Consider the following 15,917-nt stretch of genomic DNA (forward strand, 5'->3'; position numbering starts at 1 on the left):
TAATTTGCAGCCCTCATTTTTGGGAGGCCGCGCTAACGAATACTGGAGAGGTGCAGGAGTGGCTGAACTGGCACGCCTGGAAAGCGTGTGTACCCCGAAAGGGTACCGAGGGTTCGAATCCCTCTCTCTCCGCAAAAAATGGGACGTTCATTAAAAATAGAAACAAGCTTTTTAATAGAGGCATGTTTTTTGTGGAAATGGATTAATATTTTAAAAATCAATACAAAAACAAATTCAAAGAGATTATTAATTAAAAATTCAAATCAATTATGAAAAGACTATTCGCGTTAATAGCCGTATTTGGGATGCTGTTTTTTATGGCATCGAATGTAGCGCTTGCTCAGGAGGAAGAAGCAGCTGCTACTGAACAAGTAGAGCAAACATCTGCTGCAATAGCTGAAGAAGATGCTGCAGCCGCTGCAGAAGAAGGAAAATCACTTCACAGCCAGATGAAACAAAAATTTATTGAAGGTGACCCTGCTTTTATGAGCTTCGTATTGGTAGCCCTCATTTTAGGTCTTGCCTTTGCAATTGAAAGAGTTCTTTACCTTAACCTTGCAACCAGCAACACTAAAAAATTGTTGGCTAGTGTTGAAGAAGCATTAGAAAGTGGTGGTGTAGAGGCTGCAAAAGAAGTATGTCGTACTACTCGCGGACCAGTTGCCAGTATCTTCTACCAGGGCCTTGATCGTTTCGATCACGGTATCGATGTAGTTGAAAAAACAGTTATTTCTTACGGTGGTGTTCAAGCCGGTCTTTTGGAAAAAGGATTAAGCTGGATCGCACTTTTCATCGCTTTGGCTCCTATGTTAGGTTTCATGGGTACAGTAATCGGTATGATTGGCGCTTTCGATGCTATTGAGGTAGCAGGTGACATTAGTCCTTCTCTTGTGGCTGGTGGTATTAAAGTAGCTTTGATTACAACTGTATCAGGTCTTGTGGTTGCAATGATTCTACAGGTTTTCTACAACTACTGTGTAGCTAAAATCGATAGCATCATTAACAGCATGGAAGATGCTTCTATCTCGTTGTTAGACTTGTTGGTAAAACATAACATGAAAAAATAAGGAGTAGAGAAATGGGTAAAACAGCAAAAATAGTAACTATTATACTATGGGCTCTTATCATTGTTTCTACCATTCTTCTTGTTTCGTTATTTGTAAACATTAGTGATGTAGATACTGACCCCACCATGGGGCGTTGGATTAATTCCAACTTGATATGGAGCTACATACTTGTAGCTATTGGTGCCGGTGTTGCAGTTCTTTCAGGACTGTTCCACATGTTCACCGACAAAAGAGCTGCAAAGTCAGGGCTTATTGCCCTGGGATTTATGGCAGTAGTGTTTCTTGTAGCCTACCTATTGGCTTCTCCTGAAATTCCACAATTTATAGGAGTTGATAAATTTTTGGCAGACGGAACCTTAAATGAGAGAGTAGCAAAATTAACAGACACCGGGCTGTATGCAACCTATATCCTTATAGGATTGGCGATTTTGTCGGTTGCATCATCAGCAGTAATGCGTTTGTTTAGATAAGTTTAATTGTGGTAATAAAAACAGGAAAAAATTATGGCTAAGAAAGTACCTGAAATTCCGGGCTCATCGTTGGCAGATATTGCATTTATGTTGCTTATCTTTTTCCTGGTAACAACCACGATGGACGTTGACAGCGGTCTTCGAAGAAAACTTCCGCAATGGGTCGATCCTTCAGAATTAAAGGATCAGAATAACGAAATCAATGAAAGAAACATTTTCGTTGTGCTTGTTAACAAAAATAACGACCTGTTGGTAGAAGGTGATTACGAACAAATTGAGAACCTGCGTGAAAGGGCAAAAGAATTTATGGCGAACCCATATAATGCTGAAAATTTGCCTGAGAAAGAACCAATGGAGGTACCATACTTCGGACAAGTTATGGTATCAAAAGGGGTGATTTCGTTACGAAACGACCTGGATACTCAATACGGAACCTATCTCGCTGTTCAAAACGAACTGGTTGCTGCCATTAATGAATTAAGAGACGAGTTGGCTAAACAACAGTTTGGTAAAGCATACGAAGATCTTGACGATGACAAACAAGATGCCATTAGAAAGATTTATCCGCAGAAAATTTCTGAAGCTGAACCAAAAGGTAAAAATATTTAAGAATAGATTATGAGCAAATTTAGAAAAGATGATGGAAAGGGAACTCCCGAGATATCAACAGCTTCATTGCCTGACATTGTGTTCATGCTTCTGTTCTTCTTTATGGTTAGTACAACAATGCGTGAGGTAACACTAAAGGTAAAAATGCGTATTCCGGAAGCTACTGAATTGAGCAAACTGGAAAAGAAATCTTTAGTAAGTTACATTTATATTGGTGAACCTCTGCCTATGTATCAAAAAACATTTGGTAAGGCACCACGTATTCAGTTGAACGATCAATTCGCAACAGTTGATGAAGTACAAGATTTCATTATTGCTGAACGCGAAGCCAGAGATGAGGCTGAACAACCATTTATGGTTACGTCGTTGAAAATTGATGAGAATACAAGAATGAGTATTGTAGGAGATGTGAAGCAGGAGCTGCGTAAATCGGCTGCACTGAACATTAACTACTCGTCAAGAAAAAAGGCTGAAAGATAATTCATTGAATTAGATACAAAAAAAGGGAAGCAAACGCTTCCCTTTTTTGTTGCTTATTTGTTTGATTAAAAGAGGGGAATATCATATCCTCTGGCATATCGTTTTTCAAACAACAATTTTCATTACAAGACAGTAATAAAATGATCACCTGTGATGCTTTTAAAGATTACAAGTGATTAAATCAAAAAGTACAAGTGATTAATTTTCATTTGTCAAAAAACCTACATTCAAAACGGATAACAGGTAACTTCCGGTGGAAGCATCGCTCACTCCAAATGTTTTGCACTTAATTGGGGTTTTGTTGCCCTTTAAGAAAAGTGATAATACCGGCTGCAGATGCTACAACAAAAGAATACTCGGCAATGATACCAATATAGAAAAACAGTGATTCTTCACGGTCTGTTCCAGCCGAGTTTACATGGTGTATTACTAAACCGGCAACGGCAACCGGAAGCGAAATTACTGCGACAGTAAGAAGTCCTTTTAATCGTTTCTGGAGTTTTTCTGCAAGCGTGGCTTCAATTTTATCTGAGAAAAATGACGGCTTTCTCCGAATGGTTATCCCTAAGTAGATCCAGAAGGCCAGCGAAAGAATTATTCCCCATGGAAAGGCAAAAAGAATCATCATAACTACGCCGATACCAACCACAATTCCATACAATAACATTTTGTCGGGCGAAGTGTTAACGGCCACATTTTTATGCTTTAACGAAGCAGATATAAAAGTGAGTACGGCGGCAGTTAGATCGCAAAAAATACTGGTGAAAAGTAAAAAGGAAATGTAAAAGGCATCGGTATTGTTGAGGTAGGCAAAAGCGCCATCGGTATCAATTAAACCCAGAATAAGCAGAAAAACCCCAATTACAATGTAGCTTCCAATCCGAATGTTGTGGTTTTTTCTGAGCTTTTTTATAATGCGCAGATAGGCTGAAAGTAGTACCAAACGAAGACCAATTGCCAGTGATAATCCTATTAAAGCTCCGGAATTGTTCTCGTTAGGTAGTGTTTTTGTATAAGCTGCCGGGGTAACAATAAGTAAAAACAGGATAGACACCAATAATATTCCAACAGCAATAACTAAAAGCCTGGTATGTGCCTGCATTGTTTTCATAATACTCTGTTTATTCCTTTTTTCTTCGCAATATCTATTTCTCTATTACAACTTTTTTTACATAAAACATTTATAAAAGGTTACGGGATCCACAATGATGAAACACATTTATCGTCTCCTTCTCCGACGATCATCCTTAGTGAAATTCCAGGTTAACTTTGCGCCTGCCATTTTGGGCGTACCTGGCACAAAGGTTGGCACGCCAAACAGGCTCCCGGTATTTCCGGCGCTGGTAATGTATTTTTCATCGAGCACATTATTTGCCCAAATGGTGAGCCGTATGTTTGGATCGGCCAATTCCAGTCCGCCGTTAATATTCAGCAAACCATAGCCGTCTTGCTCCAGTCCGGGAGTGTTGGCATCCTCAAAATAAATATGCGATTTATACGAATAGCTTGGCCTTACAAACAGCTTAATATTGGAAGTAATGTTAACACGGGCATTCAGTCCTATGGCAAAACTGTGTTCCGGTGCCAGGCTAAAAACATGGCCCGAATATAGTTGTGCAGCTCCGTCAACATCAGTGGAGTCGAACCCGGTTTTTAACCATGCGTAATTGGCAAAAAGATCCAATTGTTCGATTATGGCTACTTGTAAATTGGCTTCAGCGCCATACGATGTCGCCTGTCCGCCGTCTTTAAACAGTAGGTTGTATTCGCCCGTTTCGTTATTGGCCACCCAGGCACGGGTTTGAAAATCTTTGTAAAGCGAGTAGAAACCAGTTAGGTCAACAAACACACGGTTGTAAAATGCTCCTTTAAAGCCCAGCTCAAAATTATCGAGGATCTCGGGCTCCAGCACTTCCTCTTCGCCTGTTGAGGTAAATTGTAACACCGCCGGTCGGCGTCCGCGCGAGTAGTTGGCATAAACATTTCCGTATTCATTAAAACGGTATTTTAAGCCACCGCGCCAGGTAAACGAAAGCGTATTTTTCCTGATCTCTTTCGCATCGTATGGCAAAAAGAAAACGTTGGGATAGTTTCCGGTGAATGTTCCCAAAACTGACGGCGAACCACTTACAAAAGATGATTCACTGTTTAGTTTATAGGGATCGTAAACCATCCGAACACCGGCCGAAACAAAAAACTTCCGGGCAATCTGGTAGTTCAGGTCCATAAACCCTTCCACTGCCATATTCGTGGCTTTACTGTACATTTCTTCCTCGTGCGTTGTTGGAAGAGGAATATAAAACGTAGTATCCAGCTGTGCATCGTAGTTCGGAATGGCAGGAATTGAAACTGGCTGACCGCTGGCATCCACAAGTGGCATCGGCGGTTGCGATAGCATAAGGTTGGCTAAATGCTGCTCGTTGGGCGAGAACCAGTAAGTCTGATCAGCTTTCTCTCGCCAGAAACTACCTCCCAGCGAACCGTTTAGCCGGCTGTTCTGCGAGAAATTTCCTCGAATTTCCTGGTAAAACTGTGATGCTCCGGCATACTCTGCCATATCGATGGCTGCCGATGCAGTGCCATCGCCATCCCATCGCGATGAGGCATCGGTTTTACGATACGAAGTGATACTGGTCCAGTAAGTATGTTCGGTCATGTACAGACGATAATTCAGTGTGGCGTCAAAAATTTCTTTTCCCGTTCCCAGATTTTTGCCTTGCTCGTGCGAGGCAACACCGCTAAAAATTCCAATGTCGCCATTGGTGTTTGGCACACCGCCGGGCATAAACGCAATTCCCGGAGTATCGTCTTTTTGGTAATTCACCACTACATCAAAACGGTGGTTCCACTGTGGCTTGAAACGCAATGAAAAGCGTCCGGCAAGTGTTTCTTTACCCATCAGGTCGCCGCCAAAGGTATTTTCCACATAGCCATCGTACGAATTGTAAATTCCGGCTGCCCGCATCATCAGTTTGTTCCCGATAATTGGAACGTTGATTATTCCCCGGTATTCCTGATGGCCATAATTACCCACCCCGGCTGTAACGCTGCCATAATAGTTGTTTTCCGGCATTTTGCTAACATAGTGAACTGCTCCGGCCTGTGCGCCTCTTCCGAAAAGTGTGTTTTGTGGTCCCTTCAGTACTTCCACCCGGTTCATGTCGTACAGCTCAAGCGAAGCCGAATTGGCGCGGTTTATCGGTACATTATTAAAGAATACTGAAACACGTGGCTGAGCACTGGGGCTGACTTCATCGCTACTTAAACCACGAATGGCAAAAGTGGGACGGTTGGCACCCTGTTCGCGGGCGTATAATCCCGGAACAAATTCTGCAAGGGTACTCAGTTCGGTGATGTTGGCCTCGTTCATTCGGTGATCGCTCACCGATGAAACAGCCGTTGGAACATCGAGTAACTGTTGTTCGCGTTTTTGTGCGCTCACCAATATGGGTTCCAAATGGATGTCGTCGGTAGGCAGCATAACATTCTTCTCATTCCTGCCTTCCCTCAGAATAATATCAGCTGTATGGGTTTTATATCCGATAAACGAAACACGAATACGTGCCCTTCCGGGTTCCAGGTTCGTTATAAAATACTCGCCGTCTTCGTTGGTATTTACTCCTTTCGATGTACCGTCGATTGTAACGGTTGCTCCTGGTAGCAGATTGTAATCGCTATCATATACTGAACCACGTATGTAAACGGTAGGCATTTCGCGCGAAACAGCTTCAATATTTCGGTACTTGCGTTTTACCTTGTCGCGTTTTTTACTTTGGCCAAACGAGGTTAAAACTATAAATACCAGGAGAATTATACTGAGAAGAGTCTTCATGTTTCTTTCGTTCTGAGTTTGTTTGAATAAATAACGGAAAATCGGGAGAAATAATATATGGCTGTTATGGAGAATTAACCTTGCACTACAAATAAAGGATTAATGTTTTGTGCTATAAACCGGCAGGTGTAACCAAATGGCCAGTTCGTCCATGCATCGTTGTGCTTCATCGTTTGTTTTACATGTTTTAGCGGCAAGGGCAGGTCGTTTCTTTTTATTTACAAAATACACTCTGAATTCTTTCCTGCCTGAAGTTGAATTGCGGTTCGAGCGGCTGTACAAACTATATACTTTATTCATTGATACCAGGGTTAACCCGATAAACTTATTAATCGGTTCCCATTTGCCGGTTTTTATAATGCCAAACCACATATTAAAACTACGGAATAGTTGTTTTTCGGTGTCGATATCAACGCCGGAATAAGAGCTCAAAAGAAACCAGCCTAAAACACTGTGGATACTGAAAATAATCCAGGCTTGCTCGAACAGGGATATCGCTCCTACAAACACAAAATAGAAACCAATAAAGCGATACGGGCCTTCAAGTGTTCTTGAAATTTTGTTGGAAACGAGCATGGTTTAAAGGTAATGAAAATCTTTATAATGTGATTTTCTGATTTACCCTTTACTCCAGAATCAGCTTACGTTTTTGAATGTAAAAATGCCATAAAATATAAGTTGCCACCGAGCGGTTGGGCGAAAAACGTTGCATGTAATCAATAATTTCTTCTTTTGTGGCTTCGGGAGCTACAAGCTTTAATTCGTAAACTGCTTTAATGGTTGCCAGATCGCTGGGAGGAAAAATATCAGAAAAATGAAGGCTCATTAAAACATACATGTCAACAGTCCAGTTACCGATGCCTTTTAGTTGTATCAGAATTTTTCGAATGGAGGCTTCGTCCATTTCGTTTAATTCAGCAAGATTGAGTTGGCCGCTAACTATTTCGTTGGCAAGTATTCGACTGTATTGTATTTTCTGACGGCTAAAATGGCAGGCACGCAACTCTTCATCCGATAGTTTTAATAAGTTTTCAGGAGTAACTTCCTTTATTTTCTCAGCCAGTTTATTGTAAGCTGCTTTTGCCGATGCCAACGAAACCTGTTGTTCTAAAATGGTTAGAATCAGTGTGGCAAAATCGGGCTTGCGGTACCATAGCGGAGGGTAGTCGTATTCTCGGATAACGGCCTCCAGTTTGGGCTCTACGCCAGTACGCCAGTCGCAAAGTTCTTTAAAATGGCTTTCGTTTTTTATGTTGGTCATCCTAAAAAATACTTACCACAAACAACCGTTTTTAGCCGAATATGTTCAACTCATACCCATTGAATAAATGAAATCTTCTCTCGTAAATTGTTTACTCTCTTTTGAGCGAAAAACGCTAGCTGACTATTTGGGAGTAGTAAATTTTCTCTTGAGGCAAGAGGGATGCAAAGACGCAAATCGTCAGTAAATAGTAAAAATTTAACCGATAAAGAAGTAAAGTATATTGCGCTTATATTTTTAGTAATGCCGAAATAACGAAGTTCGTTCCCGAAGACACCACCCCTGAAGAATAAGGGCGATAACGTTTGTTAAAAATGTTCTCTAGTCCGCCACTTAGTGTCAGTTTGGAATTAATCTGGTAGTTCGACTTTATATTGGCCGTCCACCACGATGGCGAATACGGATTACCATTTTCATCGGGAACATACAAATGTGGTTTGTCTTGCTCGTCGGGTGCCAGGTCTTCGAAATTTAGCTTGCCATTATAGTTAAAGTATAAATCGAGGTACAATTTTGGCCCTTCGAAAATAAAGTGCGACGAACCAAATACCGGCGGCACATGCCGGATGGGGAAACCTTCCGAATCTTCTCCTTTTGTAATGGTAATATCGTGGCGGGTGCGCCACTGGTTATTAAAAAGGTAATCTACATTTAGGGTTGTTCCGTATATTGTGGCCGATTCGGCATTCACCAATGCTTCCACGCGGCTCATTTCGCCATCGTATAAAATCGAGTCCTGTCCCAGTCCGTCGAAAGCTCGTCGAACCATTGCATCCTTCAGCCAGGTGTAAAAACCGGTGAGTTCAACCTTCACTTTATTTTGGTACGAACGGATAAGGCTTAACTCCATGTTGCGGGCATATTCCGGCTTCAAGCCGGGATTGGGAACCACAACTGTGCCGGGTTCCGAATCGAAAACCTTGGCAACATCATCAATGTTGGGCGAGCGAAAACCGGTGGAGCCATGTATATTGATCTGCCAGTCGGTAGCGGGATGCCAAACAATTCCAAGGTTGCCGTTAAATGCCGAGTTGTTCATGTTGAAACCATCAAACGGGAACTGGTAATAATCGGTATCGAATTCGCCTTCCAAATGCGTGTAGGTAAAACGCGATCCCATTTGAAAAATAATTTTCGGGCTAATGGAATATTTAAAGGAGTAATAAGCTGCCAGGCTCGAATACTTTGAATTGTTGGGATAACGCGGAGCAATGGTTTGCTGCTCTCCGGAAAGCAGGTTTTCAGAAAATCCGGTTGAACCTACCGTATTAAAATAGCCTTCCAAACCATAAAACAGATCACTTTTACTATCTATGTTTTTCCCAAAATCGATGTTAGCCGAATACACGTTTACATTTTCAGTACGGTGGCGCAGCACATCGTTATTTCGTTTGCGGTCGTGGCGGCTTTCGGTGTAGTCCTGGTATCCCAACAATAAGTTGGCTTTATCAAAAAGCAGCATTTCTTTTTCCAGTTGCAGTCGGCCTGATAAAAGTGTCCACTTTTGCGGACCGTAATACCACCGGGCGTATTTTAATTCGTTGCCACTATACTCAATCAATCTGTCGTATCGCGGAATATCGCCGGTTTGAGAGTGCTGTGCACTTAGTAAAATATCTACGGTTTCATTTGGTCTGAAACGCAGTTTCCCCAGCAGGTTAAACTGGTTGTAACCTGTATATACTTGTTTCCGGTTGTTGCTGTTTTGCACAATCTGATCCTCTCCGGAATAGGAAGCGTCTTTTACATATTCAGGGCGCAAATATTCGTGGGGGCCGGAAGTTCCCATTGTCAGATCGTCAAAACCCGAGTAGGTGGCGCTAATTACTGATGCCCATTTTCTTCCGCCAAAATTGTACGAAAAATGGCTCGATTTTTCAAAATTGGCGCTGGAAAAGCGAGCGTATATTTTTCCAAAAGTTTCAAAATTATCGTCGGTAGAAAGTTTGGGCGAAAGGGTATTAAAACTCATTACGCCACCCAAAGCATCGCTTCCGTAAATTACCGAACCGGGGCCAAAAATAACCTCGGTATTTTGCAGGCTTTGCGCATCAACCGAAATTACATTTTGCAGGTTTCCGCTGCGGTAAATAGCGTTGTTCATTCGTATGCCGTCAACCATAATCAATACGCGGTTGGCAGCAAAACCACGAATCATCGGGCTACCACCGCCCATCTGGCTTTTCTGGATAAAAATACCACTTTTGGTACCCAGCATATCGGCAGTGGTTTGCGGATTGTAATGCATTATTTCTTCGGGCTGTATCGATTTTATGGTATGCGGAATTTCGGTTTTCGACTGTTTCCAGCGGTTAACAGAAACAACCACTTCGTTAAGCCGAACCGGACTTTCAACCAACAATACGGTTCGGCTTTGGGTTTCAATTTTTTGCCGGGTACTTACATACGGTATGTACGATGAATGTTTAAAGAGGATTTTTTCCTCCGCCAAAAAACCATCGAGTTTTGCCCTGCCTTGGTTATCGGTTTGTGTAAGAAAGTGATCAGAAATAAGCATGGCATGCTCAACCGGATTACCTGTTTTGGCATTTATTACCCGAACATACGATTGGGCAATAACAGCGGAAATAGAAAGTAGAAATACAAAAAAGGTCAGATTGAATTTTTTCACCGAAAATAATTTTGTGCAAATGTATTAATCGGGCGCATTACAACAAAAATTATGCCTGTGTGCACAACTGCTGCATTACAAACTGTACCAAACGGATTGGAAAGAAATTTTCAGGATGAAATCAGGTTTGAATTCTCAATCCTGAAGGAATATGAATTATTTATTTCACCGCTTTGCCGGCCACAAATGCTGACATCTTTGCTCTGTGGGAGCGAAAGAGCGGAACCCATCGCAAAAGTCAAGGCGTATTATGGGCTTATACAAGCCCCTGTGCCATCATCGAGTTGGCAACTTTTACAAATCCGGCAATGTTTGCACCTTTTACGTAGTTGGTAAAATCGGCACTTTCTTTTCCGTATTTCACACACATTTCGTGAATGTTACGCATAATTGAATGCAACTTGGTATCCACTTCTTCGCGGCTCCATGCCAGGCGCATGCTGTTCTGTGTCATTTCCAGCCCCGACACTGCTACACCGCCTGCGTTGGCGGCTTTTCCCGGTCCGAAAAGAATTCGTTGCACAAGGAAGTGGTGTACAGCTTCTTCGGTGCATGGCATGTTGGCACCTTCGGCAACAACAAAACAACCATTTTTAAGCAGCATTTTTGCCTCTTCAATATTCAGCTCGTTTTCGGTTGCACAAGGTAAAGCCACATCGCATTTTACGCTCCACGGACGTTGTTTTTCCATGTACTTAACCGCATATTTGTCGGCATATTCCTTTATCCTTCCGCGATGCACATTTTTTAGCTCCATAACAAAATCGAGTTTTTCCCGATCAATACCTTCCGGGGCGTAAATTGATCCATTGGAGTCGGATAAAGTCACCACTTTGCCGCCCAGTTCAATTACTTTTTCGGTGGCATATTGTGCTACGTTTCCTGATCCGGAAACAGCAACAATTTTCCCGTTAAAATTTTCGCCACGGGTTTGCATCATTTCTTCGGCAAAATATACAGCACCATAACCGGTCGCTTCGGGCCTTATCAGTGAACCTCCCCACTCAACACCTTTTCCGGTAAGTACTCCGGTAAACTCGTTTCGCAGGCGTTTGTATTGCCCAAAAAGGAAGCCAATTTCTCGACCGCCAACGCCAATATCGCCGGCTGGCATATCGGTATAAGGGCCAATATGCCGCGAAAGTTCAGTCATAAAACTCTGGCAGAAGCGCATCACCTCATTGTCTGATTTGTTTTTCGGATCAAAATCAGAGCCGCCTTTCCCGCCACCCATTGGTAACGAGGTAAGGCTGTTTTTTAAAACCTGCTCGAAAGCTAAAAACTTAAGAATGCTTTGGTTTACGGTTGGGTGAAATCGCGGCCCGCCTTTATAAGGGCCAATAGCGCTGTTCATTTCTACCCGGTAACCGCGGTTGATATGAATTTTTCCCCGGTCGTCGATCCAGGGAACACGAAACTGGATGATGCGCTCGGGCTCCACCATTCGTTCCAAAATCTGTGTGTGAATATACCTTGGGTTGTCGAGCAGATAATCGGCCAGCGATTCCACAACTTCGTGCACTGCCTGGTGAAATTCCGGTTGCCGGGGATCTTTTGCACGTATATAATGCATAAAATCTTCAACAAATGCTTTACTGCTTTTTGTGATCATTTTAATGGTTTTAGTTATAATAGTTTAAGTTACGAAAAGCCGGAAGTTACCTTGTTGCACCTCAGCATGTTATTTAACAGTTAACAGATTGGGAGTTTGTTTTTTGTGGCGAGCTGCTTGTAAACTCAAACATTTTCATTTGATTTATTTTGAATGTGTAAATTTCCTGATACATCCAACAAAAATTTTATCTTTGCGCCTTTAAAATCAGAATCTTATTACGTAAGAAAATGGAATATAAATTCGCAGAAATAGAGCCGAAATGGCAAAAGTACTGGGAGGAAAACAAAACGTTTAAAACCAACGACGACTACTCGAAACCAAAATATTACATACTCGATATGTTCCCTTATCCTTCGGGAGCGGGGCTGCATGTTGGGCACCCTGAGGGCTATACCGCAACCGATATTTTAAGCCGTTACAAACGTATGAAAGGCTTTAATGTGTTGCACCCAATGGGCTACGATGCCTTTGGTTTGCCTGCCGAACAGTACGCTATGCAAACAGGTACACACCCGGCCATTACTACTCAGAAAAACTGCGATAATTTCCGTCGGCAGATTAAAGCGATTGGTTTGAGCTACGACTGGGACCGCGAAATAAATACCACCGATCCAAAATATTTTAAGTGGACACAGTGGATTTTCAAAAAATTATACGACACCTATTTTGATGAGGAGCAACAAAAGGGACGTCCAATCTCAGAATTGGTAATTCCTGAAGATATTAAAGCCAAAGGTGAAACCGCTGTACAGGAATACATCAGTGAGAAACGCCTGGCGTATTACGATAATGCACAGGTTTGGTGGTGCGATTCGTGTAAAACAGTTTGTGCCAACGAAGAGGTACTAACCGATGGTTCGCACGAAAAATGTGGTAACACCGTTATCCGGAAAAACCTGAAACAATGGTTGCTTCGTATCCCTCATTATGGTGAGCGTTTGCTGAGTGGGCTTGAAAACCTGGATTGGCCGGAAGGAGTAAAAGACATGCAGCGCAACTGGATTGGTAAATCAACCGGTGCCGAAGTGGATTTTGCCATCGATGGATTGGATAAAAATCTACGTGTTTACACTACCCGTCCTGATACCTTGTTTGGTGCAACTTACATGGTAATTGCTCCGGAACACGCCTTGGTAAACGAAATCGTTACCGAAGACAAAAAAGAATCGGTTGATGCTTATATAAAAGCTGCGGCTTTAAAATCGGATTTGGACCGTACCGATCTGGCTAAAGAAAAAACCGGTGTTTTTACCGGTCGTTATGCAGTGAACCCGGTAAACAAACAATTGATTCCGATTTGGGTAGCCGATTACGTGCTGATGGGTTACGGAACAGGAGCGATTATGGCAGTTCCTGCTCATGATACCCGCGACTTTGAGTTTGCCAAAGAATTTGATATTCCGGTGAACTGCATTCTTGATCCGAAAGATGCCGAAAATCGTGATAAGATTTTAGCCGGCGATGCCTGCTGGACGGAAGATGGTGCCTACATCAACTCGTCGAGCGATGAAACCGGATTAGATATAAACGGATTGAACAAAGCTGCCGGAATTCAGCAAGTTGTTGAGTGGCTGGAAGCAAAAGGAATTGGTAAAGCAACCGTAAACTTTAAACTGCGCGACTGGCTGTTTAGCCGCCAGCGTTACTGGGGCGAGCCTTTCCCAGTAATTCACTGGGAAGATGGCGAAGTTACTTTGGTGGAAGATGAGAATCTGCCTTTGCAGTTGCCCAACCTGGAAGAATACTCGCCAAGCGCAACCGGCGAATCGCCTTTGGCAAATGCCGAAGACTGGTTAATGGTTACCGACAAAAACGGTCGTAAAGGCCGCCGCGAAACCAACACTATGCCGCAGTGGGCCGGATCGTGCTGGTACTATTTGCGCTACATCGATCCGAATAACGAAGACAGTATTTTCGATGTGAAAAAGGAACAATACTGGATGCCTGTTGACCTGTATGTTGGAGGTGCCGAGCACGCTGTTCTGCACTTGTTGTACTCGCGTTTCTGGCACAAAGTGTTGTTTGATTTGGGTGTTGTTTCAACCGATGAACCCTTCCAAAAACTGTTTAACCAGGGAATGATTCTGGCCTTTGCCTACGAAACTGCAACCGGCGCAAAAGTGGCTTCTGATTTGGTAGAGGAAAAAGACGGTAAATATTTCCACACAGAAACCGGCGAGGAGCTGAGACAGATCGTTGCAAAAATGTCGAAGTCGCTGAAAAATGTGGTGAACCCCGATGATGTGATTGCCCATTACGGTGCCGACTCGCTGCGTTTGTACGAAATGTTTATGGGGCCGCTTGATGAGCGTAAACCCTGGGCCGAAAACGGCGTGAAAGGAGTTTTTAACTTCCTGGCACGTGTTTACCGTTTCTTTGCCGACCCGGCGAAAATTGTTGACGGAGAAGAAGATAAAGAGGTGGCAAAATTGCTGCACCAAACCATACAAAAGGTGGCGCACGACATTGAGAATATGAAGTTCAATACCGGAATTTCGGCATTGATGGTATTCAATAACCTGGCCATTAAAAAGGGAAAAGTTACCAAACAAACGGCTGAAACTTTTGCCAAAATACTGGCGCCTTATGCGCCGCACATGGCTGAAGAGTTGTGGTCGTTATACGGAAACAAAGAAACACTGGCTTACGAAGCGTGGCCTGAAGTTGATCAGAGTTTACTGACCGAAGATTCGTACGAATACCCGGTATCGTTTAACGGAAAAATGCGCTTTAAAATTGAGCTGCCCTTGGATATGCCGAAAGACGAAATTGAAAATACAGTACTTGCCGATGAGCGTGCTGCCAAATGGATAGAAGGGAAAACCGTTCGGAAATTCATTTTTGTGCCGAAAAAGATTATAAATATTGCGGTTGGATAATCTATTTATCACGCGGTATTTAAAGAGCTATATGGAAAGGGCAATCGTACGATTGTCCTTTCGTTTTTTAAATCAATGTTATTTCGCAAATCCCTGACAATCATCACTAATTTTTAGGTAAAGGCTTCGTTCATTTGCGCGATTTTTTTGAAATAGATAAATTATTAAAGATGGTTAAGGAAATATTGTCGGGAAAGACGCGCATGGCACGCACAATACGTGATTATGCAATTATTACTTTCGGTTTGTTTTTGTATGCTGTAGGTTGGGTACTTTTTCTTATTCCTGCCGAAATAACCGGTGGTGGAATTAGTGGTGTTGCGGCCGTTATTTATTTTGCTACAAAAATTCCGGTAAGTATCTCGTATCTGGTAATAAATGTTTTTCTGGTGTTGATAGCCATTAAAATTTTAGGAGCCAATTATGGGGTGAAAACCATTTACAGTATCCTGGTTTTAACTGGTTTTTTCGCCCTTTTTCAGAATTTTTCGATACAGCCGCTTGTAAACGATACCTTCCTTTCGGCTATTTTAGGCGGAATGGCCGGCGGTGTTGGTTTAGGAGTTGTTTTTTCGAGAGGGGGCAGCACTGGTGGTACCGATATTTTTGCCATGATTATTAATAAATACCGAAACATTAGCCCGGGCCGCATTATTTTGTTGTGCGATGTTATTATTATTGCTTCGTCGTATATGGTATTCCGCTCGCCCGAAAAACTGGTTTACGGTTACGTTTCTATGTGGGTGGTTTCGTATTCGCTCGATTCGTTTTTAAGTGGTGCCAACCGCTCGGCCCAAATGTTTATCATTTCAAAAGAATACGAACAAATTGCAGAATACATTAATAACGAGGCCATTCGTGGGGTTACTTTGCTCGACGGAACAGGCTGGTACACTAAAAAAGATACGAAAGTAATTATGTCGGTTGTTCGGAAAAAGGAGACTGGTGCCATTTTCCGTAAGATAAAACAGATCGATCCGGATGCTTTTATCTCGATGGGAAGTGTTATGGGCGTTTACGGTCAGGGGTTCGATAAACTGAAGCTGTAAGGCTTATTCGTTTATACCTTCAA

12 protein-coding genes and 1 tRNA gene are annotated in these 15,917 nt (G+C 42.6%); 7 read left to right on the plus strand and 6 right to left on the minus strand.

Annotation, left to right across the window (positions count from 1 at the left end):
- Positions 1-44 precede the first annotated feature (44 nt).
- The 5 genes from BMW53_RS06625 to BMW53_RS06645 all read left to right on the plus strand — a co-directional run bounded on the left by BMW53_RS06625 (position 45) and on the right by BMW53_RS06645 (position 2,626).
- Positions 45-132, plus strand: a tRNA-Ser gene (locus BMW53_RS06625).
- A gap of 137 nt (positions 133-269) precedes the next feature.
- On the plus strand, positions 270-1,067 hold the full coding sequence (locus BMW53_RS06630) for a MotA/TolQ/ExbB proton channel family protein (protein ID WP_038556467.1): 798 nt from the start codon (positions 270-272) through the stop codon (positions 1,065-1,067).
- 11 nt (positions 1,068-1,078) lie between these two features.
- Positions 1,079-1,537, plus strand: coding sequence for a hypothetical protein (locus tag BMW53_RS06635; RefSeq protein ID WP_038556465.1), 459 nt, complete (start codon positions 1,079-1,081; stop codon positions 1,535-1,537).
- 33 nt (positions 1,538-1,570) lie between these two features.
- Entirely contained in the window at positions 1,571-2,146 is a 576-nt protein-coding gene (locus BMW53_RS06640; protein ID WP_038556463.1) for an ExbD/TolR family protein, read from the plus strand.
- 9 nt (positions 2,147-2,155) lie between these two features.
- On the plus strand, positions 2,156-2,626 hold the full coding sequence (locus BMW53_RS06645; RefSeq protein WP_038556461.1) for an ExbD/TolR family protein: 471 nt from the start codon (positions 2,156-2,158) through the stop codon (positions 2,624-2,626).
- A gap of 286 nt (positions 2,627-2,912) precedes the next feature.
- Here BMW53_RS06645 and BMW53_RS06650 read toward each other — a convergent pair whose 3' ends face one another.
- The 6 genes from BMW53_RS06650 to gdhA all read right to left on the minus strand — a co-directional run bounded on the left by BMW53_RS06650 (position 2,913) and on the right by gdhA (position 11,963).
- Positions 2,913-3,737, minus strand: coding sequence for a hypothetical protein (locus tag BMW53_RS06650; RefSeq protein ID WP_038556459.1), 825 nt, complete (start codon positions 3,735-3,737; stop codon positions 2,913-2,915).
- A 108-nt stretch (positions 3,738-3,845) separates the two neighbouring features.
- Positions 3,846-6,458, minus strand: coding sequence for a TonB-dependent receptor (locus BMW53_RS06655; protein WP_038556458.1), 2,613 nt, complete (start codon positions 6,456-6,458; stop codon positions 3,846-3,848).
- Between the two features lie 99 nt (positions 6,459-6,557).
- The gene (locus BMW53_RS06660) at positions 6,558-7,034 is read right to left on the minus strand and encodes a hypothetical protein (RefSeq protein WP_038556456.1); all 477 of its coding nucleotides are present in this window, start codon (positions 7,032-7,034) and stop codon (positions 6,558-6,560) included.
- 49 nt (positions 7,035-7,083) lie between these two features.
- Positions 7,084-7,719 carry a DNA-3-methyladenine glycosylase family protein gene (locus tag BMW53_RS06665; RefSeq protein WP_038556454.1) on the minus strand — a complete coding sequence of 212 codons (636 nt, stop codon included), beginning with the start codon at positions 7,717-7,719 and terminating at the stop codon, positions 7,084-7,086.
- 229 nt (positions 7,720-7,948) lie between these two features.
- A complete protein-coding gene (locus BMW53_RS06670) occupies positions 7,949-10,351 on the minus strand; it encodes a TonB-dependent receptor plug domain-containing protein (RefSeq protein WP_038556452.1) in 2,403 nt (800 codons plus the stop codon).
- Between the two features lie 256 nt (positions 10,352-10,607).
- The gene (gdhA, locus tag BMW53_RS06675; protein ID WP_038556450.1) at positions 10,608-11,963 is read right to left on the minus strand and encodes an NADP-specific glutamate dehydrogenase; all 1,356 of its coding nucleotides are present in this window, start codon (positions 11,961-11,963) and stop codon (positions 10,608-10,610) included.
- Between the two features lie 230 nt (positions 11,964-12,193).
- Between gdhA and leuS the strand changes: the two genes are divergently transcribed.
- Positions 12,194-14,845, plus strand: a complete 2,652-nt coding sequence (gene leuS / locus BMW53_RS06680; protein WP_038556448.1) for a leucine--tRNA ligase — start codon at positions 12,194-12,196, stop codon at positions 14,843-14,845.
- Between the two features lie 170 nt (positions 14,846-15,015).
- Complete coding sequence (locus tag BMW53_RS06685) at positions 15,016-15,894, plus strand: YitT family protein (protein ID WP_217642900.1); 879 nt, start codon at positions 15,016-15,018, stop codon at positions 15,892-15,894.
- Positions 15,895-15,917 lie beyond the last annotated feature (23 nt).

It is taken from the genome of Draconibacterium orientale, from assembly GCF_900111425.1.
GTDB lineage: Bacteria > Bacteroidota > Bacteroidia > Bacteroidales > Prolixibacteraceae > Draconibacterium > Draconibacterium orientale.

Excerpts from the sequence above, each read along its gene's own strand:
- BMW53_RS06660 (WP_038556456.1), bottom strand. The coding sequence starts at position 7,034 with ATGCTCGTTTCCAACAAAATTTCAAGAACACTTGAAGGCCCGTATCGC.
- BMW53_RS06630 (WP_038556467.1), top strand. The coding sequence starts at position 270 with ATGAAAAGACTATTCGCGTTAATAGCCGTATTTGGGATGCTGTTTTTT.
- BMW53_RS06650 (WP_038556459.1), bottom strand. The coding sequence starts at position 3,737 with ATGAAAACAATGCAGGCACATACCAGGCTTTTAGTTATTGCTGTTGGA.
- BMW53_RS06645 (WP_038556461.1), top strand. The coding sequence starts at position 2,156 with ATGAGCAAATTTAGAAAAGATGATGGAAAGGGAACTCCCGAGATATCA.
- BMW53_RS06640 (WP_038556463.1), top strand. The coding sequence starts at position 1,571 with ATGGCTAAGAAAGTACCTGAAATTCCGGGCTCATCGTTGGCAGATATT.
- leuS (WP_038556448.1), top strand. The coding sequence starts at position 12,194 with ATGGAATATAAATTCGCAGAAATAGAGCCGAAATGGCAAAAGTACTGG.
- BMW53_RS06685 (WP_217642900.1), top strand. The coding sequence starts at position 15,016 with ATGGTTAAGGAAATATTGTCGGGAAAGACGCGCATGGCACGCACAATA.
- gdhA (WP_038556450.1), bottom strand. The coding sequence starts at position 11,963 with ATGATCACAAAAAGCAGTAAAGCATTTGTTGAAGATTTTATGCATTAT.
- BMW53_RS06655 (WP_038556458.1), bottom strand. The coding sequence starts at position 6,458 with ATGAAGACTCTTCTCAGTATAATTCTCCTGGTATTTATAGTTTTAACC.
- BMW53_RS06665 (WP_038556454.1), bottom strand. The coding sequence starts at position 7,719 with ATGACCAACATAAAAAACGAAAGCCATTTTAAAGAACTTTGCGACTGG.
- BMW53_RS06635 (WP_038556465.1), top strand. The coding sequence starts at position 1,079 with ATGGGTAAAACAGCAAAAATAGTAACTATTATACTATGGGCTCTTATC.